The organism is Roseomonas sp. OT10 (genome assembly GCF_020991085.1).
Classification (GTDB): Bacteria; Pseudomonadota; Alphaproteobacteria; order Acetobacterales; family Acetobacteraceae; genus Roseomonas; species Roseomonas cutis.
Genome location: NZ_CP087719.1, coordinates 2,927,298 through 2,953,639, shown reverse-complemented (window position 1 = coordinate 2,953,639; position 26,342 = coordinate 2,927,298). Strand labels below are relative to the sequence as shown.

At 74.8% G+C, this 26,342-nt stretch carries 27 protein-coding genes; 16 read left to right on the top strand and 11 right to left on the bottom strand.

Going from position 1 to position 26,342, the window contains the following annotated elements:
- Positions 1-57 precede the first annotated feature (57 nt).
- Positions 58-591, top strand: a complete 534-nt coding sequence (locus tag LPC08_RS13580) for a SixA phosphatase family protein (RefSeq protein WP_230448777.1) — start codon at positions 58-60, stop codon at positions 589-591.
- A 434-nt stretch (positions 592-1,025) separates the two neighbouring features.
- Here LPC08_RS13580 and LPC08_RS13575 read toward each other — a convergent pair whose 3' ends face one another.
- Positions 1,026-2,366, bottom strand: coding sequence for an ABC transporter substrate-binding protein (locus LPC08_RS13575; protein WP_230448776.1), 1,341 nt, complete (start codon positions 2,364-2,366; stop codon positions 1,026-1,028).
- A 305-nt stretch (positions 2,367-2,671) separates the two neighbouring features.
- Here LPC08_RS13575 and LPC08_RS13570 point away from each other — a divergent pair, with 305 nt between their 5' ends.
- From LPC08_RS13570 to der, 3 genes are all read left to right on the top strand, one after another.
- Positions 2,672-3,322, top strand: coding sequence for a tetratricopeptide repeat protein (locus LPC08_RS13570; RefSeq protein WP_230448775.1), 651 nt, complete (start codon positions 2,672-2,674; stop codon positions 3,320-3,322).
- Between the two features lie 6 nt (positions 3,323-3,328).
- Positions 3,329-4,702: an outer membrane protein assembly factor BamB family protein gene (locus LPC08_RS13565; protein ID WP_230448774.1), complete on the top strand. Its 1,374-nt coding sequence runs from the start codon at positions 3,329-3,331 to the stop codon at positions 4,700-4,702.
- Positions 4,703-4,910: 208 nt separating this feature from the next.
- Positions 4,911-6,287 carry a ribosome biogenesis GTPase Der gene (gene der / locus LPC08_RS13560; RefSeq protein ID WP_230448773.1) on the top strand — a complete coding sequence of 459 codons (1,377 nt, stop codon included), beginning with the start codon at positions 4,911-4,913 and terminating at the stop codon, positions 6,285-6,287.
- 216 nt (positions 6,288-6,503) lie between these two features.
- Here der and LPC08_RS13555 read toward each other — a convergent pair whose 3' ends face one another.
- From LPC08_RS13555 to LPC08_RS13530, 6 genes are all read right to left on the bottom strand, one after another.
- Positions 6,504-6,716, bottom strand: a complete 213-nt coding sequence (locus LPC08_RS13555; protein ID WP_230448772.1) for a hypothetical protein — start codon at positions 6,714-6,716, stop codon at positions 6,504-6,506.
- A gap of 309 nt (positions 6,717-7,025) precedes the next feature.
- Positions 7,026-8,000, bottom strand: a complete 975-nt coding sequence (locus tag LPC08_RS13550; RefSeq protein WP_230448771.1) for a TAXI family TRAP transporter solute-binding subunit — start codon at positions 7,998-8,000, stop codon at positions 7,026-7,028.
- A gap of 97 nt (positions 8,001-8,097) precedes the next feature.
- Positions 8,098-9,207, bottom strand: coding sequence for a cyanuric acid amidohydrolase (atzD, locus tag LPC08_RS13545; protein ID WP_230448770.1), 1,110 nt, complete (start codon positions 9,205-9,207; stop codon positions 8,098-8,100).
- Positions 9,208-9,352: 145 nt separating this feature from the next.
- On the bottom strand, positions 9,353-10,390 hold the full coding sequence (locus LPC08_RS13540; RefSeq protein ID WP_230448769.1) for a DUF1835 domain-containing protein: 1,038 nt from the start codon (positions 10,388-10,390) through the stop codon (positions 9,353-9,355).
- Between the two features lie 444 nt (positions 10,391-10,834).
- Complete coding sequence (locus LPC08_RS13535; protein WP_230448768.1) at positions 10,835-11,695, bottom strand: DMT family transporter; 861 nt, start codon at positions 11,693-11,695, stop codon at positions 10,835-10,837.
- The gene (locus LPC08_RS13530) at positions 11,692-12,543 is read right to left on the bottom strand and encodes a DMT family transporter (RefSeq protein ID WP_255702350.1); all 852 of its coding nucleotides are present in this window, start codon (positions 12,541-12,543) and stop codon (positions 11,692-11,694) included. The genes LPC08_RS13535 and LPC08_RS13530 overlap by 4 nt, the downstream gene beginning before the upstream one ends.
- 323 nt (positions 12,544-12,866) lie before the next feature.
- Between LPC08_RS13530 and LPC08_RS13525 the strand changes: the two genes are divergently transcribed.
- A complete protein-coding gene (locus tag LPC08_RS13525) occupies positions 12,867-13,622 on the top strand; it encodes an SDR family NAD(P)-dependent oxidoreductase (protein ID WP_230448766.1) in 756 nt (251 codons plus the stop codon).
- Here LPC08_RS13525 and LPC08_RS13520 read toward each other — a convergent pair whose 3' ends face one another.
- Positions 13,623-14,252 carry a hypothetical protein gene (locus LPC08_RS13520; RefSeq protein ID WP_230448765.1) on the bottom strand — a complete coding sequence of 210 codons (630 nt, stop codon included), beginning with the start codon at positions 14,250-14,252 and terminating at the stop codon, positions 13,623-13,625.
- Between the two features lie 187 nt (positions 14,253-14,439).
- On the opposite strand from LPC08_RS13520, the gene LPC08_RS13515 reads away from it, so the two are divergent.
- The 7 genes from LPC08_RS13515 to LPC08_RS13485 all read left to right on the top strand — a co-directional run bounded on the left by LPC08_RS13515 (position 14,440) and on the right by LPC08_RS13485 (position 19,291).
- Positions 14,440-15,207 carry an SDR family NAD(P)-dependent oxidoreductase gene (locus LPC08_RS13515; protein ID WP_230448764.1) on the top strand — a complete coding sequence of 256 codons (768 nt, stop codon included), beginning with the start codon at positions 14,440-14,442 and terminating at the stop codon, positions 15,205-15,207.
- 25 nt (positions 15,208-15,232) lie between these two features.
- Entirely contained in the window at positions 15,233-15,787 is a 555-nt protein-coding gene (locus LPC08_RS13510; RefSeq protein WP_230448763.1) for a 2'-5' RNA ligase family protein, read from the top strand.
- A 91-nt stretch (positions 15,788-15,878) separates the two neighbouring features.
- On the top strand, positions 15,879-16,349 hold the full coding sequence (gene rplM, locus LPC08_RS13505) for a 50S ribosomal protein L13 (RefSeq protein ID WP_230448762.1): 471 nt from the start codon (positions 15,879-15,881) through the stop codon (positions 16,347-16,349).
- Positions 16,350-16,351: 2 nt separating this feature from the next.
- Positions 16,352-16,879: a 30S ribosomal protein S9 gene (gene rpsI, locus LPC08_RS13500; protein WP_230448761.1), complete on the top strand. Its 528-nt coding sequence runs from the start codon at positions 16,352-16,354 to the stop codon at positions 16,877-16,879.
- A 181-nt stretch (positions 16,880-17,060) separates the two neighbouring features.
- Positions 17,061-18,017: an N-acetyl-gamma-glutamyl-phosphate reductase gene (gene argC / locus LPC08_RS13495; RefSeq protein WP_230448760.1), complete on the top strand. Its 957-nt coding sequence runs from the start codon at positions 17,061-17,063 to the stop codon at positions 18,015-18,017.
- A 76-nt stretch (positions 18,018-18,093) separates the two neighbouring features.
- Complete coding sequence (locus LPC08_RS13490) at positions 18,094-18,651, top strand: hypothetical protein (protein ID WP_230448759.1); 558 nt, start codon at positions 18,094-18,096, stop codon at positions 18,649-18,651.
- A 10-nt stretch (positions 18,652-18,661) separates the two neighbouring features.
- Complete coding sequence (locus LPC08_RS13485) at positions 18,662-19,291, top strand: hypothetical protein (RefSeq protein WP_230448758.1); 630 nt, start codon at positions 18,662-18,664, stop codon at positions 19,289-19,291.
- Positions 19,292-19,311: 20 nt separating this feature from the next.
- On the opposite strand, the gene LPC08_RS13480 is transcribed toward LPC08_RS13485, so the two are convergent.
- The 3 genes from LPC08_RS13480 to LPC08_RS13470 are packed head-to-tail and all read right to left on the bottom strand — an operon-like array spanning position 19,312 to position 22,945.
- Entirely contained in the window at positions 19,312-20,586 is a 1,275-nt protein-coding gene (locus LPC08_RS13480; RefSeq protein WP_230448757.1) for a complex I 51 kDa subunit family protein, read from the bottom strand.
- Positions 20,583-22,205: an FAD-binding protein gene (locus LPC08_RS13475; RefSeq protein ID WP_230448756.1), complete on the bottom strand. Its 1,623-nt coding sequence runs from the start codon at positions 22,203-22,205 to the stop codon at positions 20,583-20,585. Before LPC08_RS13475 ends, LPC08_RS13480 begins: the two co-directional genes overlap by 4 nt.
- Positions 22,202-22,945, bottom strand: coding sequence for a 2Fe-2S iron-sulfur cluster-binding protein (locus LPC08_RS13470; protein WP_230448755.1), 744 nt, complete (start codon positions 22,943-22,945; stop codon positions 22,202-22,204). The genes LPC08_RS13475 and LPC08_RS13470 overlap by 4 nt, the downstream gene beginning before the upstream one ends.
- 189 nt (positions 22,946-23,134) lie before the next feature.
- Here LPC08_RS13470 and LPC08_RS13465 point away from each other — a divergent pair, with 189 nt between their 5' ends.
- The 4 genes from LPC08_RS13465 to LPC08_RS13450 all read left to right on the top strand — a co-directional run bounded on the left by LPC08_RS13465 (position 23,135) and on the right by LPC08_RS13450 (position 26,342).
- Positions 23,135-23,533, top strand: a complete 399-nt coding sequence (locus LPC08_RS13465) for a YccF domain-containing protein (RefSeq protein WP_230448754.1) — start codon at positions 23,135-23,137, stop codon at positions 23,531-23,533.
- Positions 23,534-23,749: 216 nt separating this feature from the next.
- Entirely contained in the window at positions 23,750-24,337 is a 588-nt protein-coding gene (locus LPC08_RS13460; protein ID WP_230448753.1) for a LolA family protein, read from the top strand.
- A gap of 99 nt (positions 24,338-24,436) precedes the next feature.
- Entirely contained in the window at positions 24,437-25,234 is a 798-nt protein-coding gene (locus LPC08_RS13455) for a gamma-glutamyl-gamma-aminobutyrate hydrolase family protein (RefSeq protein ID WP_230448752.1), read from the top strand.
- A 424-nt stretch (positions 25,235-25,658) separates the two neighbouring features.
- On the top strand, positions 25,659-26,342 hold the full coding sequence (locus tag LPC08_RS13450; protein WP_230448751.1) for a fumarylacetoacetate hydrolase family protein: 684 nt from the start codon (positions 25,659-25,661) through the stop codon (positions 26,340-26,342).

The window sequence follows — 26,342 nt, the reverse complement described above, 5'->3', positions numbered from 1 at the left end:
GCCCGGCGGGCGGCGCGGCGGGCGACAGGCGGGCGCCGCCATGCCATGCTGGGGGACATGCGACAGTTGCTGCTGCTGCGCCATGCCAAGTCGAGCTGGGACGACCCTGCCCTGTCCGACCATGCCAGGCCGCTCAACGCGCGCGGTCGCCGTGCCGCCGTGGCGATGGCCGGTGCCTTCCACGGGCTGGGCCTGGCGCCGGAGGTGGTCCTGGTCTCCTCCGCCCGCCGGACCTTGCAGACCCTGGAGGCGCTGGTGCCGCTGGAGGGCACGCCGCTGGTCGAGCCGATGGACGAGCTCTACCTCGCCCCCTGGCGCAACCTGCTGGGCACGCTGCAACGCGTGCCGCAGACCGCCCGCAGCGTGCTGCTGGTGGGGCACAATCCCGGCCTGCACGACCTGGCCACCGCCCTGGCGGGACCCACCGCCCTGGCCGCCGGCGGCCGCGACGCCCGCCGGCTGGCGGAAGGCTACCCGACCGGGACACTCACGGAATTCGCCGTCGCCGCCCCGTGGCAGGGCCTCCAGCCCGGCGGTGGCCGCCTCGTCCGCCTGCTGGCGCCCGGCGACCTGCCGGAGATGGCAGCCTGATACGCACGGCGTGATGCGCTGATCCGTGCCGGCGCGGGATGCGCCCGTGGCCCGGGGGCAAGGCGCTGCCTCGCCCCCGTACCCCCACTCCGCCAGGACCCTGCGGGCCCTGGACCCATTTGGCGCTGCCGCGGGACAGCCTGCGACGGGGTCACAGCGCCGAGGAGCTTGGCTCCTCGGCGGGTACGGTATCCGCACTCGCTGACGACTTCTGAAGCTTTTTCAGAGTCCCGCCTGTCCGCGCTCTCCCCGGGACCAGCCCGCAGGCTGACGGCAGCCATGAAGCGTCAGACTCCCAGCGGGGTCCGGGGCCCGCTTGTGGCCCCGGCAGGGGAGGGTCTGGGAGGGGACGCGTCCCCTCCCGGTCCGACGCCGGAACGCGACCGGTCAGGTCGTCCTGCCGTCCGTATGGGACTGGGGGCGGCGGGGTCGGTTCAGGCCTTGCTGACGTTCCAGGACAGGGTGGCCGGGCCTTGCAGCACGCCCTGGACGGACGTCCGCCAGGCGCTGCGCTGCACGTACTGGCCCAGCGGGACGTTGGGCACCGTTTCGAAGGTGATCCTCTGGATGGCGTCGGACAGGCGGCGCTGCTCCGCCTCCTCGCCCGCCTCCAGCCAACGCTGGGTCAGCGCCTCGACCTCGGCGTTCTCGTACCAGCCGAAATAGCCCTTCTGGCCCAGTCCGCGGACCAGGAAGTTCACCGCCTTCGCCGCCGCCGGATCGGCCGGCATGAAGGGCGCCCCGATCTCATCGCCGAAGCGCGTGCCGCAGGGGAAGGCGGAGCGGCAGAGGCGCCAGGCCTGCGGGTCGTCGCCGGCGGCGACCCGCATGAAGTCCTCCTGGTTCACCGCCTTTAGCACCGCCCGGCGCAGCCGCGGGTTGTCGAAGGGCGGGTTGAGCTGGTTGGAGCGCAGCACGGCCGCCCAGCCGGTGGGGTCGATCGGCTTCAGCGTGATGTCGCGGCGCTGGGCCAGGACGGGGACCAGGTCCGCCACCGGGCGCTCCAGCCAGTCCACCTCGCCCTGTTGCAGCGCCGCGGCGGCGGTGGCGCCGTCGGGCAGGACGCGCCATTCGATGCGGTCGACCTTCGCGACCTTGCCGCCCGAGGTCCAGTCGGCCGCCTCGCCGCGCGGGACGTAGCCCGCGAACCTCTCGTAGACGGCCAGTGCCCCGCTCACATACTCGCCGGCGACGAAGCGGAAGGGGCCGGAGCCCACCATCTCCGTCACCTGCCGGCCGGGATCGGTCTGCGCCAGCCGCTCCGGCATGACGAAGGCCGGGAAGACCGAATGCGCCATCAGATAGGCGAGGTTCGGGAAGGGCTGGTGCAGCCGCGCGCGGAGCGTGCGGTCGTCCGCCGCCTCCCAGGCCGCGACGAAGCTCCCGACCACCTGTCCCGTGGCCTGCCGCGCGCACCAGCGCGCCAGGCTCGCCACGCAATCCGCCGCCCGCACCGGCTCGCCGTCATGGAAGCGCAGCCCGTCGCGCAGGCGGATCGTCCAGGTCAGCCCGTCGGGCGAGACCTCGTGCCCCTCCGCCATCTGCGGCCGGACGTTGCCCGCGGCATCCGTGGCGTAGAGCGCATCGAAGACGGCGTAGCCGTGGCACAGGCTGATATAGGCGGTGGACCAGACCGGATCGAGCAGCGTCAGGTTGGCCGAGGGGACGTAGCGCAGCACGGAGGCCGGCGCCGCCACGGCGGGGCGACCGAGGAGGCGGGGCTGCGCGGTCAGCGCCGCGGCGGCCCCGGCTGCCAGCAGGTTGCGACGTCGCACGAGGAGATCCTTCCCTGGGCTGGGCCCTGAACTGACGCCGTGGTGCGGTTCCCGTGGCCGCTCGTTCCGGCGGCGCGGCCCGGATTCTGGCGATTAATTGCTCGATGGTCAATAAATCTGGCGGGACCGTGGGACGGGCCCCGGAAGGGAGGCGCCGTCGCGGCCGGCCCCGCCGCGGCGCATCCTGGAACCGCACCCCGAACAGGGCCGGCACAGGGACTTGTGGCGGCATCCGCGCGTTCGGGCTTAACGCCGGGGGGAGGGGCCGCTATGGTCCGCGACCTTTACAGGGGGTGGCTCCGCAGGTGCCCGACATCTTCGACGAGGTCCAGGAAGAGCTGCGTGCCGAGCGCGCCCGGCGTCTGGCGACGCGATGGGGCGGGCTGTTCGGCGTGGTGGCCCTGGCGGCGCTGCTCGGGGTCGGTGGCTGGCAGGGCTGGCAGTGGTGGCAGGCCCGGCAGGCCAACCAGGCCGCGGCCATCTTCCTGGAGGTCAGCCGCGCCACGGAGGCCGAGAACGCCGACCTGAAGGCCGCTGGCGACCGCTTCGCCGCCCTGGCCGACACGGCACCACATGGCTACCGCGTGCTGGCGCGCCTGCGCGCCGCCGCGCTGCGGGCGGAGACGGGGGACGGCGTGGCCGCCCTGGCCCTGTGGGACGCCGTGGCGAGCGATGGCGCGGCCGATCCGCTCTATCGCGACCTCGCCTCCCTGATGTGGTCGCTGCACGGGCTCGACAGCCAGGATCCCGGCCTGCTGGCCTCCCGCCTCGCGCCCCTGGCGGCCGAGGGCAACCCGTGGCGCGCCTCCGCCCGCGAGCTTCAGGCCCTGGTCGCCGTGCGCCGTGGCGAGCGCGAGGCGGCGAAGCGCAGCCTGCAGGCGCTGGCGGCGGACGTGACCGCGCCGCAGGGCGTGCGCGACCGCGCCGCGCGCCTTGCCGCCGGGCTTGATGGATAAGGTTTGATGACGATCAGGCGTGACCTCTCCCGCCACCCCCTGGTGGCCGGTCGGCGGATGGCGTTGCTCGGTGCCATGGGGCTGCTCGCCGGGTGCGAGACCCTGGAGGACCTGCTCTCCGACAAGCCGCCGCCCCTGCCGGGCGAGCGCCGTTCCGTGATCGACGGCGCCCGGAGCGTGAGCCCGGACCCCGCCGTGGCCAGCCGCCCGGTCAGCCTGCCCGCCCCGGCCCCCATCGCCTCCTGGCCGCAGTCCGGCGGCAGCCTGGACCATTCCCCCGGGATGGCCGACCTGCCGGCCGAATCGCTGCGCCAGGCCTGGAGGAGCTCGGTGGGCGCCGGCAGCGCCTATCGCCAGCGGATGACCGCCGGCCCCGTGGCCTCCGCCGACACCGTCTATGCGGCGGATGCCTTCGGCGAGGTCTCGGCCTTCGACCTGGCCCGTGGCGGGCGGCGCTGGCGCCTGGACACCAGCCCGAAGGACGACGACGTCGGCGCGGTGGGCGCCGGTGCCGCGCTGGAGGGCGATACGCTCTACCTGGCCACCGGCCTGGCCGAGGTGCTGGCGGTGAACCCGGCGGACGGCACCGTCCGCTGGCGGGTCCGCACCCCCGCGCCCACCCGGGGCGCCCCCACCGTGGCGAACGGCCGCATCTTCGTCGTCACGCTGGAGAACCACCTGATCGCCCTCTCCACCGAGGATGGCCGGCGGCTCTGGACCTATCGCGCGCAGCCCGTCACCGCCGTCCCGCTCGGCCTGCCCTCCCCGGCGGTGGAGGGGGAGATGGTCGTCGCCGGCTTCCCCTCGGGCGACCTCGTCTGCCTGCGCCCCAGCGACGGCCGCGTGCTGTGGACCGAGGCGCTCTCCGCCCTGCCCAGCGAGCGGCGCGGCGGCATCGCCGACCTGCTTGGCGTCACCGCCGCCCCGGTCATCTCCGACGGGCGGGTGATCACGGTCGGACGCGGCGGCACCACCATGGCGGTCGACCTGCGCTCCGGCCGCCGGCTGTGGGAGCGGGAGGTCGGCGGCACCGTCACCCCCGCCGTGGCCGGGGACTGGATCTTCCTCGTCTCCTACGACCAGGAGCTGGTGGCGATCAGCCGCGACAGCGGCCAGGTGCGCTGGGTGACGGCGCTGAACGCCCCGCCGCCGCCCGGCAGCCGCCGGCGCGAGCCGGCCAGCTTCGCCGCCCCGGTGCTGACCGGCGGCCGCATCATCGTGCCGGGCACAGGCTCGGAGGCGCTGGTCGTCGATCCGGCCGATGGCGCCGTGGTCGCCCGCCTGCCGCTGCCGGGGCCGGTGAGCCTGCCCGCCGCCATCGCCGGCGGCGCCCTGCTGGTGCTGGCCGACGACGGCAACCTGGCCGCCCTGCGCGCCTGAGGCGCGCGGGCGCGTCGTCCGCCACGGCACGGTGGCGTCGCGCCGCGGGCCGACCGCGGGGCATGTTCTGCCGCGGAACCGTCGCGCGGGGGGCCGGTCGGGCTTCCGCAAGGCGGCAGCGGCGTTGCAGATATGGCGTTGCGTCGCAGCGCCCGTTCGCGGCGGGGGCCGCCTGCCCCCCGTCGCCCTGAGAGGACCCCATCCCGCCATGAAGCCGCGCATCGCGATCCTCGGCCGGCCCAATGTCGGCAAGTCGAGCCTGTTCAACCGCCTCGTCGGCCGCCGGACCGCCATCGTCGACGACACCCCCGGCGTGACCCGCGACCGCAAGGAGGGCGAGGCCCGCATCGCCGGGCGGGAGGTGACGGTGGTGGACACCGCCGGGCTGGAGGAATCCCCGCCCGACACCATCCCCGGCCGCATGCGCGCCTCCTCCGAGACGGCGCTGCGCGAGGCGGACCTGATCCTGTTCGTGGTGGATGCGCGCGCGGGGCTGACCCCCTCCGACCGCGCCTTCGCGACCTGGCTGCGGCGGCAGAGCAAGCCGGTGGTGCTGCTCGCCAACAAGGCGGAGGGCCGGACCGGCGCCGCCAACGCGCTTGAGGCCTACGAGCTCGGGCTGGGCTCGCCGATCCCCGTCTCCGCCGAGCATGGCGACGGCTGGGGCGAGCTGCATGCGGAGATCGCCGCCAAGCTGCCGCCCGAGCCGGAGGACGAGCCGGAGGAGGAGGAGGACGAGGAGACGCGGCGCGCCAACCGCCCGCTGCGCCTGGCCATCGTCGGCCGCCCCAACGCCGGCAAGTCCACCTTGCTGAACGCCCTGCTGGGCGAGGAGCGGATGATCACCGGGCCGGAGCCCGGCCTGACCCGCGACTCGGTCGCGGTGGAGTGGGTGGACCGGGCGGGTGGCCCCGGGGGTGGTGGCAAGGTCCGGCTGGTGGACACGGCGGGGATGCGCAAGCGCGCCCGCGTCCATGAGGGGCTGGAGCAGATGTCGGTGGCCGCCACCATCGCCGCGCTGAAGGAGTGCGAGGTCGCCATCCTCGTCCTCGACGCGCTGCTGGGCATGGACGAGCAGGATCTGCGCATCGCCCGGCTGGCCGAGCGCGAGGGGCGCGCGGTCGTGATCGCGCTGAACAAGTGGGACGCCGTCGAGGACCGCAACGGCACCCGCCGCGCGCTGGAGGACGTGCTGACCGCCTCGCTCGCCCAGTCCAAGGGGGTGACGGTGGTGCCGATCTCGGCCGCCACCGGGCGCGGCGTGGAGAAGCTGATGCCGGCGGTGCGCGAGACCTACGAGCGCTGGAACCGCCGCGTGCCCACCGGCGCGCTGAACCGCTGGTTCGACACGATGCTGGAGCGTCACCAGCCTCCGCTGGTGGAGGGCAAGCGCCTGAAGCTGCGCTACGTCACGATGCCGAAGGCGCGGCCGCCGACCCTGACGATCTTCGGCACGCGGGCGGAGCTGCTGCCCGAGGACTATCGCCGCTTCCTGGTCAACGGCTTCCGCGAAGCCTTCGACATGCCGGGCGTGCCCATCCGCCTGCACCTGCGCGGCACCAGCAATCCCTACGAAGACGATTGATCCGGACGGCCGGGGGCGGGGCTGAGGGCACGGTGTCGCCGCGCGGCGCGGCCGCTGTCCTGAGGGCCCGCGGATGGCGGCGTCCGCAGCCTGTCACGGCGCCGGCAAAAAGAAAGGGCCGGCCGGACGGAGTCCGACCGGCCCAGACGGCCGTTTCCGAGGAAACGGCCGGTCGAGCGACGACCTGCCGGGATTAGGCCGCCGCCGATCTCGGGATCAGCCGTCCTGCTGCGGCGTCGCGGCGGCCGGGCGGCGGCTGCGGGCCTTGCTGGCGTGCTGGCGATGGGTGCGCTGGGCCGAGGAGGCGTGCCGCGTGGTGGAGGCCTCGGTGCCGTGCCGGGTGGTGCGCGCATGCGCGTCCGGGGCGGTCGCGAGGGCGGCAGGAACGGTCAGGGCCGCCAGGGTGAGGAGCAGGCGCAGCGACTTCATGAGGCCAACTTTCCGATCAAGCGTTCCGTGGCGCGGCGTCCCTGGCGGGGTTCGTCCGCGTGAGGAGAACTTGCGCCCGGGCGCCTCACCCCCCGATGGGCCGGCGCTGACAATTCGTTCACGCGGCTGGATCGGACCTCACGACCCCGTCACGGACAGCCGCGCGGCAGCACTCCTCGGGTCCAGGGCCCCCAAAAGGGGATCAGCGGGTCCTGGCGGAGTTGGGGGTACGGGGGCGAGGCAGCGCCTTGCCCCCAGGCCACGGGCGAACCCTACGCCGGCACGGATCAAGGCATCATGCCGTCCGTATCAGTCGCCGATCACGGTGCCCGGCACGGCACGGTTGCCGTAGTAGCGCAGCGCGCCCGGGTGGAAGGGCAGCAGCGTGTTGTGCGTGAAGTTCGCGGGCACGGTGGCTGCGGCGGCCGGGTGCGCCTCCATCATCTCCGCATGGGCGTCGAAGACCGCGCGGACGATGTCGTAGACCAGGTCGACGGGCAGGGACCGGTGCACGACGGCCAGGTTGTACAGTCCGACCGTCTCGTAGCCCTCCATCAGCGAGGGATAGGTGCCCGGCGGGATGGTCGAGGCGCCGAGTTCCGGCAGGGCCAGCCGGATCGTGCGGATCTGCGCGCGGGAGAGCGGCAGGTAGCGGATCGCGCGCTTTGCCTCGAGGTCGGCCACGGCGGGGAAGGGGGTGCCGGCCGCCACCGCCAGCGCGTCGATCTGCCCGGCCCGCAGCGCCTCTGCCAGCGCCTCCCAGCTGCCATGCACCGGTTGCGCCCGCAGCCCCAGCGCCGCCAGCATCGGCGGCGTGTAGGTCGCCCCGGTGCCGCCCTCCGGCCCCACGCCCAGGCGCTTGCCGTCCAGGGCGGACAGCGAATCGATCGCCGAATCCCGCCGGGCCAGGAAGTGGAAGGGCGTGTCGTACATGGCGAAGGCGGCGTGCATCGCGCGCATCGGCTGGCCGCCCGTCTCCTCCCCGCCGCTCCAGGCGCGCAGCGCCGCGCCGAGGGTGACGAAGGCGATGTGGGCCTCGCCCGCCTCCAGCAGGCGGATGTTCTCCGCCGGGCCGCTGGTCTCCCGTAGCGAGATCGGCAGGCCGAGCGCGCGGCCCAGCACCTTCGCCAGCCCCCGGCCATAGGCGTGGTAGGTACCGCCGGGCGAGGCGGTGGCGAGGACCAGGACCTGCGGCCAGCCGGGCGCCTGCGCCCTGGCCGGCCCGGCGAAGCCGAGCGCGGCCGCGGCCAGGGCCCCGGCGATGCCCGTGCGGCGTGTGACCATGGCGCGTCCACTCCCTGCCTCGTGGCCCGCTGCCCGGCGGGGCCGTTGCGGCGGAGGTTGCGGCAGGGCGCGCCGCGGCGCCAGCGCGCCGTGCGGCTCAGCCGCGGCGCGCGATCGCCGCGACCGGCCCGCCGCCATCCGGCCCCTGGTGCTCGGCGCCGCCCGAGACGAAGAGGTCCGTCCGCCCCACCGCCGCCGCGACCACGCCGCCGACCAGGGCGCGGGCATGGCGCGTCGCGTTGATGTCGCTGTCGTCGTTCATGATGTGCCGCCGGCCCCGGATGGCGCCGCTGGCGGAGGGCTCCGCCTTCACCAGCAGGGCGACCAGCCGCTCCGACTCCGCCGCCCCGAGCTGCCCGCCGCCCCCCAGCCCCACCGCCGCCAGGGCGCGCTGCACGGCGGGCAGGTCGATGCCGTCCCGCATCACGTCATGCGCGATGTGGAGGTCGCCGGCCCAGGCGGGGCTGTTGCCGAAGACGATCACCTCGTTGCGGACCAGCTCCACCCCGGCCGAGGCGCTGGCGCGTCCGGACCAGAGCGAGAGGTCCCCGCCGATCGCCGCATCGGACAGCGCCGCCGCCTCCACCTCGCCCAGGGCCAGGGCGACGCCGAGCGCCGAGGCGCCGCGCGACAGCCCCATCGAGGCATAGGTGTCGTGGGTGGCGACCGACTGCCCGCGCGACGCCGCCTCGGCGATGCGCTCGGAGATCAGCAGCGGGCACTTGATCTGCACGAAATGCACCTGCGCGGGATCGTCCAGCGCGGCGTCGCGCATGGCGGCGCGGACGGCCTCCGCCGTGCGCTCCACCTGGGCCATGCGGCCGATCTCCTCCGGGCGGAAGGGCGGCGTGAAGGCGGTGCCGATGGCGAGCGCCCCCGCGGGCTCGGCCGGTGCCTCGGCCTCGGCCACCGACAGCACCAGGAAGTGCGGCGACAGCCCGCCCTCCGTGCCGCCGGACATCACCATCGCGACGCGCTCCAGCACGGCGTCCCGCGACGTGTCCAGCCGGGCGGCGAGCATCGTGCCCAGCTCGGCCACCGCATAGGCGCGGGTGAAGTCGTTGACGCAGCCATTGCCCTCGGTCTTGCCGAGGATGGCGACGACCGCGGCCGGGTCCACGGTGCCGGCGTCCAACAGGGACGCCACGGCGGAGACGTCGCCGGGATGGGCCATCGGCACGCGGTGCAGGGCGGCGCGGCGGGTCATGCGCGCGGGCACCGGGGATGGGGGCGGGGGTGGCTCATCATGCGTTCCCTGTCTGGCGTTTCGGCAGCCGGCGTTTCGGCCTCCGGCGAGGCCGCGACGAGGCGGCCGGGGCGGTACGTGCAAGCGTCCTGCCACGCCGGGCCGGCTAGCCGTGCCTGACCTCCGCCGTCGCCTCGTTCCAGCGCCAGCAGGGCGGGGTCTCCGGGACCCGCACGCCGCCGACCCAGCGCGGCTGCGGGCGGTGCGACAGCCAGTCCGCCTCCCCGGCCAGCACGGCACGGCCCAGCGGCGTGAGCGAGAGCCGCTCAAGCGGCCAGCGCCGCTCCTCCCCGTCGAAGCTGCCCTCGAGCGCGGCCGCGTCCGCCTGGCGCAGGCTCTCCACCACGTCGTGGAAGATCAGGTCGGTCATCCAGGGCAGGGGCTCGCGCTCCGTCATGAGCTGGTGGAAGACCTGCGCGGCGGTACGCGGCGCCTCCGCGACGATCTGCAGCGTGAGGCGCTGGCTCAGCCCCAGCCCGTCCCGCGTCCAGGGCAGCTCCTGCAGGTGCCGGCGCAGCGCGCGGCCGAGCTGCGGCACGCCCGACGTGCCCGCCCGGGCCAGGGCCGCCAGGGCGCGCGGGTCGGGCGCACGCAGCGCCGCCCAGGCCTGCTGGCCGGCGAGCAGCGCCGCCTCCGGCACCGGCGCGCGCTCCTCCCAGAGCAGGCGCAGCGCCTCGGGCGGCAACTGTCCCAGGCCGATGAAGCGTGTCCCGCCGGGGTAGCGGGCGGGCGAGATCAGCTCGAGCCGGCGTGGTGGCCGGGTCGCGAAGGCCGCCAGGCAACGGGCCAGGATGAGCTGGTCGTAGGTGTCGTGCTCGAACCAGAGCACCACGCGGGCGTAGCGATCCGCCGCAGCGGCCAGGCCGGCCTCCCCGTCCCGCAGCTTCGCGTCGATCGCGCCCCGGTCCATGCCCGAGCCCGCGCCATAGGCGTGGTGGAGGAAGGCCGCGCGCCGTTCCAGCCAGTCCGGGCCCTCCGTCACGGGGCCCTGGCAGACGGGGTCGGAGTATTCCAGGAAGTCGCCGCCGAAGCCGGCCTCCCGCAGCCCCGGCCCGATGTCGGAGCCGCAGCGGATGTGCAGCGTGGCCATCTCCCGGTCCGGGGCCGGCGCGCCGCCGCGGATGCCGGACCAGCTCCGGTCCATGGCCTGGACGTGCGCCTTCAGCCGCGGCCAGCTCGGCAGGCCCAGTTCGCGTGCGATGACGAGCTGCGCCTCGCCCAGCCGCGCCAGCTCCGCTTGCGGGGCGGCGCCGCGCGGGTGATGCAGGCGGAAGCGGCGCAGCGCCTCCGCCTCGCCGCGGCGGAGGGCCGCGAGCAGCTCCTTGGCGCGCTTGCGCTGCTGCTCGAGGTTCAGCCGGAACGGCGAGGCCGCCCGTCCGGATGCGGACGCGCGATCGGGATGGTCGGACAGGAGAAGCCCCTTCCATGTGCCTGTGTCCGCCGCTCAGGCAGGAAAGGGTGGGCAGGACAGGCGCCACTCTCCGGGGGACGTGGGCGCAGCCCTTTCCGCGGACACGGGGGCTCCGGCCGAGCCGGCGTCGAGCAGAGCAGCCGCCGGCAGGGTGGTCAAGCCGCGGGCCCGGGTGCCTCAGCGCCGCCGCGCGGTCCGCACGACGTAGAGCGCGCTGCCCAGGATCAGCGCCGCGCCCAGCGCCAGCCAGGCATCCAGCCTCTCGCCGAACAGCAGCGCCCCGGCCAGCGCGGCGAAGACGAGCCGCACGTAGCCCAGCGGCGCGATCAGCGAGGCATCGGCCAGGCGCAGCGCGTGGATCGTCCAGCGCATGCCCGTCGCCCCCAGCAGCCCCACCACGGCCAGCAGGCCGGCATTGCGCCATCCGGGCCATTCCAGCCCCGGCCAGGCGGCGGGCAGCGCGCCGGCGAGGGTGATCAGCCCGACATAGAGCATGATCGTGTCGATCCGCTCGCCCTGGGCCAGCGCCCGGGTCGCCAGGGTGACGGCCGCGCCGAGCAGGGCGGAGACCAGGGCCCCCAGCGCCGCCCATTCCACCGGCAACGCGCCGGGGCGCAGGATGACCAGCACGCCGAGGAAGCCCACCAGCGTCGCCCCCCAGCGGGCGCGGCCCACCGCCTCGCCCAGGACCGGGCCGGCCAGGGCGGTGGTGAACAGCACGGCGGTGAAGGACAGCACCGTCGCGGTCGCCAGCGGCAGCGCCGAGAAGGCGTTGTAGTAGAGCCCCCAGGAGCAGATCGAGAGCGTGCCGCGCAGAAGCTGCAGCGGCAGCTCGCGCGTGCGCAGCAGCCCGGTGCCCTCGCGCGCCAGGCCATCGCGCCAGACGACCGGCGCCAGCGGCACGAACTGGCCGAGGGCGCGGGCCAGCACCACCGTCGCGATCGGTACCCCCGCCATCGCCTTCACCGCCGCCGTCTCCAGCGTGAAGAGGATCGCCGCGGCGATCATCAGCAGCGCGGCCCGGACGGACGGCCTCACCGCCGCCGCGCCTCCACGGCGGTGATGGTCAGGGCGCTGCCGACGATCACCGCCGCCCCCAGCCAGGCGGCGCCGTCCGGCACCTCCGCGAACAGCCACCACCCCGCCAGCGCCACCACGGGCAGGCGCATGTACTGCAGCGGCCCCACCGCGCTGGCCTCGCCATGGCGCAGCGCCTCGGTGGTCAGCCACAGGATGCCCGGCGTCACCAGCCCGAACACCGCCAGGATGGCGATGTCGCCCCAGGCCAGCGGCTGCCAGCCGGCCACGGCGATCGGCAGCACGCTCAGCGTCGTCACCACCCCGACCCAGCCCACCACGGTCAGCGTCCGCTCGGTGCGGGTGAGGACGCGGGAGGTCAGGGTGATGCCGCACCAGCACAGCGCCGCCGCCAGCGCCGCCGCCACGCCCGGCAGGGGGATGGCCGCCCCGGCCGACCAGGGCCGCAGCATCAGCGCCACCCCGGCCAGCCCCGCGAGAGTCGCGGCCCAGCGCGCCGGCCCCACCCGCTCGCCCAGCACGGGGCCGGCGAGCATTGAGGTGAACATGACGTTGGTGAAGGAGAGGACGGTGGCGCTGGCCAGGTCGAGGAAGGCGAAGGAGAGGAAGTAGAGGCCCCAGGTGGCCAGGCTGCACACCCCGCGCAGCAGGTGCAGCCCCAGACGGCGCGTGCGCATCACCAGCAGCCCCGCCGCCATGATCGAGGGTGCCACCCAGGCGAGCTGGCCGAGGCAGCGGGCCAGCAGCTGCGTCCCGATGGGGATCCCGCGCGCCGCCATCCAGCGCAGGAACAGCGCCTCGACCGAGAACATCAGCGCGGCGCCGAGCATGAACAGCGCCCCGCGCAGGTTGTCCCGCCGCGGGTCGGCCCCGGGGCCGCCGCCGGCCGGGCCCGGCCCGCCGGGGGGGATCGGCCCGGGGGGGATCGGCGCGTCCGCGGCGAGCCCAGGGGTAGGCCCTCCAGGGGTAGGCCCCCCAGAGGTAGGCCCCCCAGGGGTAGGCCCAGGGGCGCGCATTGACGACCTCACCAGCCCGGCCCCAGCCTTCTTTCCCGTACCGCGCCGCAGCTTCGGCCGCGCGCCGGGCAGCGACAAGCCGGGGAGGGGGAAGGGCAGGCATGCCGCGCGCGGCATGGAGCGCTTCCCCTGTGCCCGTGGCGGGGGACAGGTGGATGAAGCTGGATTTCGACGGGACGGTGGTGGCGGTGACGGGTGCGGGCCACGGCTTCGGCCGGGTGATCGCGCGCGGCTTCGATTCGGCCGGGGCACGGGTCTTCGGCTGCGACCTCTCGGCCGAGGAACTGGCGGAGACCGCCGCCGGCACCGGCATCTCCACCGACGCCTTCGACCTGACCGCCCCCGGCGCCGCGCGCGGCTGGATCGCCCGGGTGGAGGCGGCGGCCGGCGCCCCGGTCGGCGTGCTGGTCTGCAATGCCGGCGGGGTGCGCGGCCAGGTGATGCGCCCGGTGGAGGAGGTGCCGGAGGCGGACTGGCACGCGCTGTTCGACATCAACCTGCACGCGGCCTTCAACCTCTGCGCGGCCGCCGCGCCGGGGATGAAGCGGGCGGGGACGGGGCGCATCGTCACCATCAGCAGCGGCGCCGGGCTGCAGCGCTCGCTGACCGGGATCCAGGCCTATTGCTCCGCCAAGCACGGGCTGGTCGGGCTGACCCGGCAGCTCTGCCACGAGCTGGGGCCGCAGGGCATCACCGTGAACTCGGTGGCACCGGGCTTCGCGCCGACCAACCCCGCCTCGGTCGCGCAGTTCGAGTCCTATGGCCCCGAGGGGCAGCAGCGCCTGCTGGACGGGATTGCCCTGCGCCGCCTCGGCACGGCGGAGGACATCGCCAATGCCGTGTTCTTCCTGGCCAGCCCCATGGCCGCCTGGATCAGCGGCCAGGTGCTGAGCGTGAACGGCGGCACCTGATCAGGAGCCGGGGAGGACCACGTCCCCGGCCCGGAAGAACAGCGCCAGGCCGCCGCCATCGGCCCCCGGCAGGCGGAGCAGGACGGCGTCGCCCTCCCGCCGGACCAGCTCCCAGTCGAGGATGGCGGGCAGGGAGCGGCAGTCCAGCTCACGCAGCCGGGCGGCACGGCCGGGGTCGCTGCCTCCCGGCGGGCTGCCCTGGGCCGGGGGAAGCGCGGCCAGGGTCCGCAGCGTGGCGGCGTGCCGGCAGCCCACCGCCCCGTCGCTCCGCAGCCGGGCATAGGCGGGCCGGACCGGCTCCGGCGCGGGGGTGGCCCCGGCCGCCGGCGGGTCGGGTGGCGGGCCCACGGCTGCCGGCGGCGGGGCCGGCCGGGCGGGGGCCGGCGGGGGCTCCGCGGTGGCCGGCCCGGCATCCCCGGCATCCGGTGGCGGCGCAGGCGGCAGGGGCAGCGGCTGGTTGTCGCGGGGCGGGGCCTGCCGCCGGGCCGCCGGCTGGGCCTGACGCGCGCGCTGGGCCGCGGCCTCGGCGCGGGAGGAGGATGGCCGGCTGCCGTCCGCGGCGCAGCCCGCCAGCAGCAGGCCGAGGAGGATGGGCGGCAGGCCGGGCGGAAAGGGCCTTCGCCCCTTCACGGGCCGGGCACTCCCGCCGCGGCGGCGGGGCGCCCCTGGGTCTGGCGGTCTCGGCTCAAGCCCCGGCACTCTGGCACCGGCCCACCGCGTCGGGCAAGCCGGGCCGGCTTCGCCGCGGCGGCAGGCGGTGGTACGCCGGCGGGGCAGGGCGGCCCCGCAACCGCCGCCCCCGGAGGAAGCAACGCCCATGCAGCCAGCGGCGATCTATCCCGACCTGAGGGACCGCAGCGTCTACCTCACCGGCGGCGGCAGCGGCATCGGCGCCGCGCTGACCGAATCCTTCGCGCGGCAGGGCGCGAGGGTGGCCTTCGTGGACATCGCCGAGGCGCCGAGCCGCGCGCTGGTGGCGCGCCTGACGCCGGATGTCGCGCACGCGCCGCTCTTCCTGCCCTGCGACATCCGCGACATCGCCGCGCTGCGCCGCTCGGTGGAGGCGGCGCGGGAGGCGCATGGCGACATCACCGTGCTGCTGAACAACGCCGCCCATGACGAGCGCCACCGGCTGGAGGACGTCACGCCGGACTATTTCGACGACCGCATCGCGGTGAACATGCGGCCGATGCTCTTCGCGGCGCAGGCGGTGATCCCCCAGATGATCCGCGCCGGCGGCGGGGCGGTGGTGAACTTCGGCTCCTGCTCCTGGAAGCTGGGGCAGGGGGGGATGGCCGGCTACACCATGGCCAAGGCGTCGGTGCAGGGGCTGACCCGCTCGCTCGGCCGGGACTACGGCAAGCACAACATCCGCGCGAACACGCTGGTGCCCGGTTGGGTGATGACGGAGCGCCAGCTCGCCCTCTGGGTCACGCCGGAGGCGGAGCGGCAGATCGAGGCGGGGCAGATGCTGGCCGGCCGCGTGATGCCGCAGGACATCGCGGAGATGGCGCTGTTCCTCGCCTCCGCCGCGTCGAAGATGATCTGCGGGCAGGAGTTCGTGGTGGATGGCGGCTGGACCTGAGCGGCCGCCGTCAGGCGAGGCCCCATTGGGCGAGCTTCTACTGGGCGAACCTCCAACGGGCGAGGCGCCGCTGATCGTCTCGCTGCGGCTCGACCCGGCCAGCTTCGCCCGGCTGGATGCGCTGCGGCGGGCACATTTTCCGGCGGAGCGGAACCACCTCTCCGCCCATCTGACCCTGTTCCACGCCCTGCCCGGTGCGGCGGAGGCGGAGGTGGCGGCGAACCTCGCCACCCTGGCCGCCGCGACGCCGCCCATGCCGCTGGACTTCCCTGGGCTGCGCAGCCTGGGGCGCGGGGTGGCCGTCACGGTGGACAGCCTGCCCCTGGTGAAGCTGCGCGGGCTGCTGGCCGGGGCCTGGCACGGCTGGCTGGGGCCGCAGGACCGGCAGGGCTGGCGGCCGCACGTGACGGTGCAGAACAAGGTGGCGCCCGCGGCGGCGCGGACGCTGCTGGCGGCGCTGGAGCAGGGTTTCGCGCCCTGGTCGGGGCGAGGCGAGGGGCTGCTGCTCTGGCGCTACCGGGGCGGGCCGTGGGCGGCGGCGGGGGAGTTCCCGTTCCTGGGGGAGCGGGCCGCCGGGTGATGTGGTATATGGATACCACATCCGAAAAGCCTTGACGCACCGGCCCTCGCCGACGATAAGCCGCGCTTCCTGCTACACAGAACCGGTAACGATGCTCTCCACGCAGACCCGCTCGATCAAGCCGGCGGAGGTCAAGAAGGACTGGGTGCTCATCGATGCGGAGGGCCTCGTGCTCGGCCGCCTCGCCGCCCTGGTCGCCAACCGCCTCCGCGGCAAGCACAAGCCCACCTTCACCCCGCATGTCGATTGCGGTGACCACGTGGTCATCGTGAACGCGCGCAAGGTCCGCGTGACCGGGGCCAAGGCGGAGCAGTCCGTCTTCTACTGGCACACCGGCTATGCCGGCGGCATCAAGGGCCGCACCGTGCGCGAGCGCCTGGAGAGCCGCTTCCCGGAGCGCGTGATCGAGAAGGCCGTGGAGCGCATGATCACCCGCGGCCCGCTCGGCCGCCAGCAGATGCGCAACCTGCATGTCTATGCCGGCGCGGAGCACCCGCATGCCGGCCAGTCGCCCGCCTCCCTCGACGTCGGCGCGCTGAACCGCAAGAACAAGGCGGCCTGACCGTGAGCGAGACCACCTCCCCCTCTGGGACCGCCAGCTCCAGCGTGAGCTCCCTGGCCGATCTCAAGACCCTCGTCGCCGGCACCCCGGCCGGTGCGGCCGCCGAGGGCACCGCCGCCCCGCGCGAGCCGAAGCGCGACGCCCAGGGCCGCTCCTACGCCACCGGCCGCCGCAAGGACGCGGTCGCCCGCGTGTGGCTCAAGCCCGGCAAGGGCGGCTTTGAGATCAACGGCAAGCCGGCGGCGAAGTACTTCGCCCGCCCCGTGCTGCGCATGCTGATCGCCCAGCCCTTCCTGGTCTCCGACCGCTACCAGCAGTTCGACGTGACCTGCACGGTGGTCGGCGGCGGGCTGTCCGGCCAGGCCGGCGCGGTGCGCCACGGCATCAGCCGCGCGCTCACCTACTACGAGCCGGAGCTGCGCCCGATCCTGAAGAAGGCCGGCTTCCTGACCCGCGACCCGCGCGTGGTCGAGCGCAAGAAGTACGGCAAGGCCAAGGCCCGACGTTCCTTCCAGTTCAGCAAGCGCTGATCGGCCTGCGGGCGCCGATCGGCGCCCGGGCCCGACCATGGCTACGGAAAGGGGCGGTCCCGCGAGGGACCGCCCCTTTTCCATTCCGGCATCCCAGGGCCGCGAAGACCCTGGTTTCCCTGGCGCGGGGGACGCGCCATCTTCCCGAGCGGCCCGAAGTGGGCCGAGGAGCCAACGTCGCATGTCGAAGGGTCCCATCCCGTCCGTCTTCGTGGACGGCGAGTCCGGCACCACCGGGCTGCAGATCGTCGAGCGCCTGTCCGCCATCCCCGGCGTCGCGCTGCGATCCCTGGCCCCGGAGCGACGCAAGGACCCCGAGGCGAAGCGCGCCCTGATGGCCCAGGTGGACGCCGTGGTGCTCTGCCTGCCCGACGCCGCGGCGAAGGAGAGCGCGGCCATGGCCGCCTCGCTGGGGGCGGACGCGCCGAAGCTGCTCGACGCCTCCACCGCGCACCGGACCGACCCGGACTGGGTCTTCGGCTTCCCCGAGCTGTCGCCGGAGCAGGCGGCGGCCATCGCCGCCGCCCCGCGCGTGTCCAACCCCGGCTGCTACCCGACCGGCGCCATCGCGCTGCTGCGGCCGCTGGTCGATGCCGGGATCGTCCCGGCGGATCATCCCGTCACCATCAACGCCGTCTCCGGCTATTCCGGCGGCGGCAAGGCGATGATCGCGGAGCACGAGGCGGGCCAGGCGCCGAACTTCGAGCTCTACGGCCTCGGGCTGGAGCACAAGCATGTCCCCGAGATCCTGCGCTATTCCGGCCTGACCCGGCGCCCGATCTTCGTGCCCAGCGTGGGGCATTTCCGCCAGGGCATGCTCGTCTCCATCCCGCTGCACCTGGACGCGCTGCCGGGCAATCCGTCGCTGGAGACGCTGCGCCAGGCGCTGGAGGCGCGCTACGCCGGTTCGGCCTGGGTGCGCGTGCTGCCCGCCGAGGCCAACGGCAAGATCGAGGCGGAGGCGCTGAACGACACCAACGCCCTCGAACTCCGCGTCTTCGGCAACGCGGCGCGCCGCCATGCCGTGCTGGTCGCCCGGCTGGACAACCTCGGCAAGGGTGCCTCGGGGGCCGCGGTGCAGAATCTCGGCCTGATGCTGGGCGTGGACGTGCAGGCGCGCCTCAACCGCGCCGCCTGACCGCTTCCCGCCGGCCGCCGCCGCCCCATCTGCGACGGCGGCCGGCCCGACGCACGGCCCGGGACGAGGACGGACCATGCGCGCCACCCAGCTTGCCCTGCTGCTGCCCCTCCTGGCCTGCGCGGCGCCGGAGCCCGAGACCTTCGCCGCCGCCGCCCTGACCGAGGGCCCGGCTGCGGCGGGGGCCACCAACATCATCCAGGGCGCCGCGACGGCCTTCGCCCATCCTGCGGCGCTGGCCGGCGATCCGGCCGAGGCCGCCATCGCCGTCGCGCGGCTGGAATGGCTGGCGGCCGAGGTGCCGCGGGCGCTGATGTTCCAGAACTTCTCCTCCGTCACCGCCCCGGCGCTCCAGGCGGCGCGCAGCGAGGTCCGCGGGGCCCTGGGCATCCGCCGCGCCGCCCCGACCCAACCCGTGGTGGACGGGCTGGTGAACGCCGCCGGCGCGTTGCGCGCGGGCGACCCCGCCGCGGCGCGCTCCGCCCTCTCGCCGCCGGACTTCGCGCCGGATACGCTGGACCGGCTCGCGGCGCTGCCGCGCCTGCCGCAGGCGAACACCGCCCTGCAACGGGCGCGGCGGGACCTGGAATTCGGCCGCGACGACGACATCCCCTTGGCCCTCGGCCGCCAGTGACGGAACCGCCATGCGCCGACGCGCCCTGCTTCTCTCCCCCGCGCTGCTTCCCGCCTGCGCCCCGTTGCGTGAGCAGGTCCGCACCCCCCGCGCTCCCGTCTCTCCCCCGCCCGGCCTGATCCCCGGTCCCGACCCGGCCCGCCAGGCCATCGCGGAACTGGCGGAGACCTACCGCGACAATGGCCGCGGGCTGGAGGGCAACCCGGCCGCCACCGCGCGGGCCGCCGCCCTGCTGGAATGGCTGGGGGCGGACATCCAGGCCAATCCGCGCTGGGACCCGCTGGCCGAGGGGCTGCGCAGCCGGGTGCTCGCCGCCCGGGAGGAGATGCGCGACGTCACCGGCCAGATGCCCGGCATGAGCGCGACGGAGGCCGCGGCCGCGCTGGCCCGCGCCGCGGCGGCGCTGGGCCGCGGCGACCGCGCGGCGGCAGCGGGGGCGCTGGACGAGCGCAGCTTCCGCTTCGGCGGGCAGCGGACGCTGGAGCGGCTGGCCTCGCCCGGCCCGCTGCCGATGGGGGAGCTTGCGCTGGGGGCGCTGAACCAGGAGGTCCGCCGCCTCGATGCCGGCGACGGCTGGGTGGTTCCCGCCGCGCCCAACCCGATCACCGAGGGCACGCGGGTCATCCAGCCGAGCTTCTGACGGACGCGACGGGGGCCCGCCTACCCGTCCCGACCCACGGCCCGCTCGTACTCGCCGCGGAAGGTGCGCAGCGAGCTGGCCAGCACGGTCGCCGCCCCGTCCACCAGGCCGCAGCGGCCGGAGCCGGGGAGGAGCCGGGTCAGGTTCTCCAGCGCCTCCAGGTCGCCGGGCCTTCCGCTGCCGCCCTCGATGCGCTCCAGGATGCGGGAGACCTGGCGGGTGCCGACCTTGCAGGGCGGGCACTGGCCGCAGGAATTCGCGGCGAAGAAGGCGACGTATTCGGCCGTCTTGCGCAGGATGCTGGTGCCCTCGCCGACGACGATCATCGCCCCCGTGCCGAGCCGCGAGCCCTGGGCGCGCACGCTGTCGAAATCCAGCGGCACGTCGAGGTCGGCCGCCGTCAGCAGCGTGTTGGACGGCCCGCCGGTGAAGACCGCCTTGAACGGCCGCCCCGCCAGCACGCCGCCGCCGCAGTCGAAGACCAGCTCGCGCAGCGGCGTGCCCATCGGCAGCTCGTAGAGGCCGGGGCGCATCACGTCGCCGGACAGGGAGAAGAGCTTCGTCCCCGGCGCGCCGTTGCGCCCCAGCGCCCGGTACCACTCCGCGCCGTGGCGCAGGATGTGCCCGGCATGGGCGAAGGTCTCGACGTTGTTCAGCAGGGTGGGGGCGCCGTCCACCCCCTGCTCGGCCGGGAAGGGGGGCTTGAGCGAGGGGAAGGGGAAGCCGCCCATCACGCTGGCGATGGCGGCCGTCTCCTCGCCCCCCACGTAGAGGCCGGAGCCTTCCACCACGCGCAGCGAGATGGGGGCGCCCAGCGCGCCGGAGAGTTCGGCGAGCAGCGGCGTGCCGTCCCAGGCGGCGACGGCGGCGTGCAGCACGCGGACCGAGGCGCCCTCGCGCGGGTTCACGTAGAGCGCGACGTTGACGGCACCCACCGCCAGCGCGCCGATCAGCGCCCCCTCGATCACCTGGTGCGGCGTCTCGGACAGCAGGAAGCGGTCCTTGAAGGTGCCGGGCTCGTCCTCGTTGCCGTTCACCACCACCCACTTGCCGCCGGCGGGTGCCGGCTGCGCCGCCACGGCGGCCCATTTCCGGTGGGTGGGGAAGCCCGCGCCGCCCAGGCCGCGCAGCCCGGCCGCCTCCAGCACGGGCAGGATGGCGTCGCGGTCGGCCAGGGCGTGGCGCAGCCCCTTGCCGCCGCCGGTGGCCTCCCAGGCGCCGAGGTCGGGCCCCACCCGGACGGCGCGGGCGGTCAGCACGGGACCGTCGAGCGGGACGTGGGACTCCGCCGTCATGCCGCCCGCCTCCGCGCGGTGGCGGCGTCGTAGTTGCCGTAGGGCGGGAAGAGCATCGGCGCCTTCCGCTCCAGCGGCAGCCCTTGCGCGATCAGCGCCCGGCGCCAGTCGGCGAGGTGCGTCAGCCCGACGTTGCGTGGCCGCTCGGCGCGGGAATCGGCCGCCGCCGCGGCCCCGGCGCGCCGGCCGAAGACGCACAGCTCCAGCAGGGCGTTGCCCATCATGCGGTTCTTCCCGTGCAGCCCGCCCGTGACCTCGCCGGCCGCGAGCAGCCCGGGCACGCCCGTCCGCCCCGCCGGGTCGATCGCCACGCCGCCATTCTGGTAGTGCAGCGTGGGGCGGATCAGGAAGGGCTCCGCCGCCGGGTCGAAGCCGGCGCGGTGGGCGAGGTGGGAGAGCGTCACCAGCCCCTTGTGCAGGATGCCGGGCTTCGCCTGCTCCAGCGAGGGGGTGTCGAGGAAGACGCCCGCCTGCCCGTCGCGCACCACCCCGCGCCCCTCGGCGATCTCGCGCAGGATGGCGGAGGCCACGACGTCGCGCGGCTTCAGCTCCTCCACGAAGCGCCGGCCCAGCCCGTTGACCAGGAAGGCGCCGGAGGAGCGCGCCGCCTCGCTGACGAGCTGGCCTTCCAGGAAGCGCGGCCAGGCGATGCCGGTGGGGTGGAACTGGAAGCTCTCCGCCTCGCGCAGCACGGCGCCCAGGCGATAGGCCAGCACCAGCCCGTCCGCCGTGGCGCCGTAGTGGTTGGAGGTGGGGAAGCCCGCCAGGTGCAGCCGCCCGGCGCCGCCGGTGGCCAGCACCGTCGCGCCCGCGCGGGCCAGCACCACCCGCCCGTGCGCGAGGTCCTGCAACGCCGCCCCGGCGCAGCGGCCGCGGTCGTCCGTCAGCAACTCCAGCGCCGGGTGGCGGTCGAGCAGGGTGATGCCGGGCTGCAGCAGCGTCGCCTCGCGCAGCGCCCGCATCAGCTCCAGCCCGGTGAAGTCGCGGTAGGAGAGCAGCCGCGCGGCGGTGGCGCCGCCGGGGGTCTTGCGCAGCAGCGTGCCGCCGATGCGGTCGCCCCCGGGAGCGAGGTCGAAGCTCATCCCCTCCTGGATCAGCCAGCGGATCACCTCCGGCCCGTCGCCGACCAGCGCCGCGACCAGCACCTTGTCGGCGGCGAAGTGGCCGGCGCGCAGCGTGTCCTCGAAATGGCGTTGCAGGCTGTCCTCGGGGCCGACCGCGGCCTGGATGCCGCCCTCGGCCATCACCGTGTTGCTGTCGCCGATCCGCAGCTTGGTCGCGAGCAGCACCCGCGCCCCCGCCCGCGCCGCCGTCAGCGCCGCGACGCAGCCCGCGCCGCCGCCGCCGAGCACCAGCACGTCGGTGTCGAGGATCGGCGCGCCGGCGATGTCCTCGTCCTCCAGCAGGGCGTCGGATTGCAGGAGTTCGGCCAGCGCGGCAGGGCAGGGGGCGCCGGCGCTGACGCCCACGCGCAGCGTCTCCATCGCGCCGGGCGTATGGTCGGGGTGGAAGCCCCGCAGCAGCTCGGGAACGGGCAGGTCCAGCGGATGCTCCGGCGCGGGGGCGGCGGCGCGCCAGGCGGCCAGCGCCCGGGCATGGGGGATGCCGGCGGGGCTCACGGCGCGGCCCCGGCCTGCGCGGGCGGGTTGGCGCCGGACGGGTTGGCGCCGGGTGGGTTGGCACCGGGTGCGTCCGGGTCGATCGGCTGCCGGCCCTCGCCGATCTCGCGCAGGCGCAGGATCAGGTCGGAGGGCCGCAGCGTCAGCGAGGCGCTCATCCGCCGCACGAACTGGCCCAGATGCGCGGGGTCGATATGCTCCGGGCAGGCGGCGACGCAGAGGTTGCAAAGCACACAATGGTCGAACAGCTCGGCGGCGGCGAAGGCCTGCCCGGCGGCGGCGAGGTTGACCATGCGCTGCACCTCGATCCCCTTGGGGCAGGCACGGTCGCAGCCGCCGCAGTGTCGGCAGTGCTTCGCCTCGGGGAAGACGGCGTCGATCTGGTCCAGCGCCGTCCAACTGTCGGTCAGCGCGCGCAGGTCGTAGGGGTGCGGCCGGGTGGCGGGGAAGTGGTCGAGGAAGGCCACCTGCATCCCCTCCGCCACCGGCACCTCGCAGGCCAGCGCGGTGCCGGCCAGCCGCTCGCCCGGGCGGCGCACCAGCACGCGGCAGGCGCCGCACACCCCCTGGCCGAGGCAGCCCGCATTCTCCGTCAGCGGCAGCCCGGCGGCGAGCCAGGCCTGGAGCAGCGAGGTTCCCGGCGCGGCCTCCAGCGCATGCCCGTCGAAGACCAGGCGGACCGGCGCCGCGCCCGTTCCCTCGCCGTCGGTATCCCCGGGGGCGGGCTCCGTCTCGGGCATCTCGGCTCCTTTCCGCGGCGTGCCGGGGCAGCCTATGCCCGATTTGCCCCGGGGCGGAGATGACCCACGTCAAGGACCCCCCGGCCCAGCCGGGCCCAGGCCGGTCCGCCCGGCCATCCTTCCGACCGTCGCGGCGAAAGGCCGGACGATTTCCTGGAAAACGGCCGTGTCGCTGCATAGATGACGGCCATGACCCTGCTTCTCAACATCCTGTGGAACGTCCCGGGCCTCGGCTTCGTCGTGGCGCTGGGCTGGCTGGTCGCGGCCGCGATCATGGCGCTGACCATCGTCGGCCTGCCCTGGGCCCGCGCCTGCCTGACCATCGCCGAGTACAGCTTCCTGCCCTTCGGCCGGGAGCTCGTCCCCGTTTCGCAGGTCACCGGCCGCCCCACCATCGGGATGGGGCCGCTGGGCGTCGTGGCGAACGTGCTGTGGTTCGTCTTCGCGGGGATCTGGCTGTGCCTGGCCCATCTCTCCCTGGCCCTGGGCTGCGCCCTGACCATCATCGGGCTGCCCTTCGCCTGGGCGCACCTGAAGCTGGCCGCAGCCAGCCTCTTCCCCGTGGGCCGGAGGGTGGTGGAGGTCTGATGCCGGCCCGCACCCGCCCCGGCACGGGCGGCGGGGCCCGTGCCGGGCGGGCGGGCGGGGCGGCAGGCGGCGGGACCCGCGCGGGGCTCGGGGCAGGGATCGGACGGGCTGGCCCTTTTCGCGCCCCGCCTGTCCCGCCACATGCGGGGCATGTTGCGCCGCTCGCTGCTCCCGCTCCTCGCCGCCCCCCTGGTCCTGTCCCCGGGGGCACCGTCCTTGATCGCATCGGCCGCGGCCCAAACGGCCGGGGCCCGGCCCGGCCCCGCCGAGCTGCGGAAGATCGAGGCCTATTTCAACGGGCTGACCACGCTGCGGGCGCGCTTCCTGCAACTGGCGCAGAATGGCGGCACGGCACAGGGCACGGCCTATATCTGGCGGCCGGGGCGGATGCGCTTCGACTACGACCCGCCGGAGCCGCTGCTGCTGATCGCCAGCGACGGGCAGTTCTACCATTTCGACCGGGAGCTCAGTCAGCCCTCCATCGTGCCCGTCTCCTCCACGCCGCTGGGCTTCCTGCTGCGGCGGGACCTGCGCCTGTCGGGCGACGTCACGGTCACGGGGCTGGAGCGCTCCGGCGGCTTCCTGCGCGTGACGCTGCACCGGACGAACAGCCCCGCCGAGGGGCGGCTGACCCTGGTCTTCGCCGAGGAGCCGATGGAACTGCGGCAATGGCTGGTGGTCGATGCACAGGGGCAGCAGACCCGGGTCACCCTCTCCGCCATCGAGACGGGCATGCGCCTCGACCCCCGGCTTTTCGACTTCAACGACCCCCGCTTCCCGGAATGGGAGCGGGAGCGGCGCTGAGCGCGCGCCGCGTGGCTGCGGCACGCGGATTGCCTGCCTGCCGTTGCCATCCTGCTGTCACACTGTGCCGGCAAACCTGCTGCGAGGTCTGAGGTGAGCATGCGTCCGCTGATCGGCGTCTCCTGCTGCGTGAAGCCCTTCGGAATCTTCGGCATGCCGAACCATGCCGCCTCGGACCACTATGCCACCGTCGTTCTGGGGCCCGTCGGCGGGGTGCCGGTGCTGGTCCCGGCCTTCGGCGAGGAGGCGGTGGCGGCGGTGCTGCCGCATCTGGACGGCGTGTTGCTGACCGGCTCGCGCTCCAACGTGCAGCCCTCCCTCTATGGCGGCCCGCCGCATTGCGAGGGGACGCCGGAGGATTGCGCCCGGGATGCCACGACCCTGCCGTTGATCCGCGGCGCCCTGGAGGCGGGGGTGCCGGTGCTGGCGATCTGCCGCGGCTTCCAGGAGCTGAACGTCGCGCTCGGCGGGACCCTCGATCAGCGCATCCAGGACCTGCCGGGCCGGATGGACCATTCGACTCCCTCCGACCAGGCGCTGGCCGGCGTGCGGACCGGCAAGGCCCATGCGGTCCGGGTGGATCCGGAGGCGAACCTCGCCCGCCTCTGGAGCGGTCTCGATGCGCGGCTGGATTCGGTTCCGGTCAATTCGCTGCACAACCAGGGCATCGCCCGGATCGCCCCCCGGCTGATCGCCGAGGCCTGGGCGCCGGATGGCACGGTGGAGGCCGCGCGCGTCGAGGGGGCCCGTGGCTTCGCGATCGGGGTGCAATGGCACCCGGAATACGATTGGCAGACGGATCCGCTGTCCCGCCGCTTGTTTGAGCATTTCGGGCGGGCGGCCCTGGCGTTCCGACAGGGGAGGCAGTCTTCCGCCACCCTGCTGGCGGCGGAATAGGCAATCATGGCCGGCGTTTCACATGGCCGTGACCAGGACATGGCGCCCATCGCGTGGGCGCGTGCCACAAACCCTTTGCATCTCAACGTGAAAAGGGCATAGAGTTGCAGGGCTGGTGCATAACTTGCTCCAGCGGCAGCCGGTTCCCCTGCCGGCTCGCCCGACCACGACTCCGATCGGAAGTAGTGTCTGAAGCGTACGGCGCCCGGTCACCCCCCTGACCGGGCGCCACCCTTCCCAACCCAGCTTCGCTCCGCGAGGCCGGGCTTTTGTCGTTGGTGGCGCCCGGAACGATCGCCGGGCCATCTATCGGGCCACCATCCCCTGCCGCTATCTTCCCGCCCGCACCGGCCATCCGCCTGCCGCCCCATGACCGGGGCGCTGAGGGCGCGATGGTCCGTCGAGCAGGGAGTCTACCGCCACCATGGCCGAATTCGTCATCGCCGCCCCCGTCCAGGCTGCCGTGCCGGTGAAGGGCGGCGGGGCCTTCCCAGTGCGCCGGATCTTCTGCGTCGGCCGGAACTATGCCGAGCATGCGCGCGAGATGGGCCATGATCCCGACCGCGAGCCGCCCTTCTACTTCACCAAGCCGGCCGATGCCGTGGTGACGGGCGGCGCCGACACCCCGTACCCGACCGAGACGGCCGACCTGCACCACGAGCTGGAGCTGATCGTGGCGATCGGCACCGGCGGCCGGGACATCCCCAAGGCCGAGGCGCTGAAGCACGTCTGGGGCTATGGCGTCGGCCTCGACCTGACGCGGCGCGACATGCAGACCGTGGCGAAGAAGATGGGCCGCCCCTGGGACATGGCGAAGGGCTTCGACGCCTCCGCCCCGATGGGCGAGCTGGTGCCCGCGGCCGGCATCGACCCGGGCAAGGGCAAGATCGAGCTGGTGGTGAACGGCAAGGTCCGGCAGTCCTCCGACCTGTCGAAGATGATCTGGTCGGTGCCGGAGATCATCGCCAACCTCTCCCACCTCGTGGCCCTCGCCCCGGGCGACCTCATCATGACCGGCACGCCCGAGGGCGTGGCGGCGGTGGTGAAGGGCGACGTGCTGGAAGGGACGGTCGAGGGCGTCGGCACCGTGCGCACCACGATCGCCTGA

Bases quoted from the DNA above. Each gene is read 5' to 3' on its own strand.
- LPC08_RS13580 (WP_230448777.1), top strand. From the start codon at position 58: ATGCGACAGTTGCTGCTGCTGCGCCATGCCAAGTCGAGCTGGGACGAC.
- LPC08_RS13565 (WP_230448774.1), top strand. From the start codon at position 3,329: ATGACGATCAGGCGTGACCTCTCCCGCCACCCCCTGGTGGCCGGTCGG.
- der (WP_230448773.1), top strand. From the start codon at position 4,911: ATGAAGCCGCGCATCGCGATCCTCGGCCGGCCCAATGTCGGCAAGTCG.
- LPC08_RS13555 (WP_230448772.1), bottom strand. From the start codon at position 6,716: ATGAAGTCGCTGCGCCTGCTCCTCACCCTGGCGGCCCTGACCGTTCCT.
- LPC08_RS13550 (WP_230448771.1), bottom strand. From the start codon at position 8,000: ATGGTCACACGCCGCACGGGCATCGCCGGGGCCCTGGCCGCGGCCGCG.
- atzD (WP_230448770.1), bottom strand. From the start codon at position 9,207: ATGACCCGCCGCGCCGCCCTGCACCGCGTGCCGATGGCCCATCCCGGC.
- LPC08_RS13540 (WP_230448769.1), bottom strand. From the start codon at position 10,390: ATGGACCGGAGCTGGTCCGGCATCCGCGGCGGCGCGCCGGCCCCGGAC.
- LPC08_RS13525 (WP_230448766.1), top strand. From the start codon at position 12,867: ATGAAGCTGGATTTCGACGGGACGGTGGTGGCGGTGACGGGTGCGGGC.
- LPC08_RS13515 (WP_230448764.1), top strand. From the start codon at position 14,440: ATGCAGCCAGCGGCGATCTATCCCGACCTGAGGGACCGCAGCGTCTAC.
- rplM (WP_230448762.1), top strand. From the start codon at position 15,879: ATGCTCTCCACGCAGACCCGCTCGATCAAGCCGGCGGAGGTCAAGAAG.
- argC (WP_230448760.1), top strand. From the start codon at position 17,061: ATGTCGAAGGGTCCCATCCCGTCCGTCTTCGTGGACGGCGAGTCCGGC.
- LPC08_RS13490 (WP_230448759.1), top strand. From the start codon at position 18,094: ATGCGCGCCACCCAGCTTGCCCTGCTGCTGCCCCTCCTGGCCTGCGCG.
- LPC08_RS13485 (WP_230448758.1), top strand. From the start codon at position 18,662: ATGCGCCGACGCGCCCTGCTTCTCTCCCCCGCGCTGCTTCCCGCCTGC.
- LPC08_RS13480 (WP_230448757.1), bottom strand. From the start codon at position 20,586: ATGACGGCGGAGTCCCACGTCCCGCTCGACGGTCCCGTGCTGACCGCC.
- LPC08_RS13470 (WP_230448755.1), bottom strand. From the start codon at position 22,945: ATGCCCGAGACGGAGCCCGCCCCCGGGGATACCGACGGCGAGGGAACG.
- LPC08_RS13465 (WP_230448754.1), top strand. From the start codon at position 23,135: ATGACCCTGCTTCTCAACATCCTGTGGAACGTCCCGGGCCTCGGCTTC.
- LPC08_RS13455 (WP_230448752.1), top strand. From the start codon at position 24,437: ATGCGTCCGCTGATCGGCGTCTCCTGCTGCGTGAAGCCCTTCGGAATC.
- LPC08_RS13450 (WP_230448751.1), top strand. From the start codon at position 25,659: ATGGCCGAATTCGTCATCGCCGCCCCCGTCCAGGCTGCCGTGCCGGTG.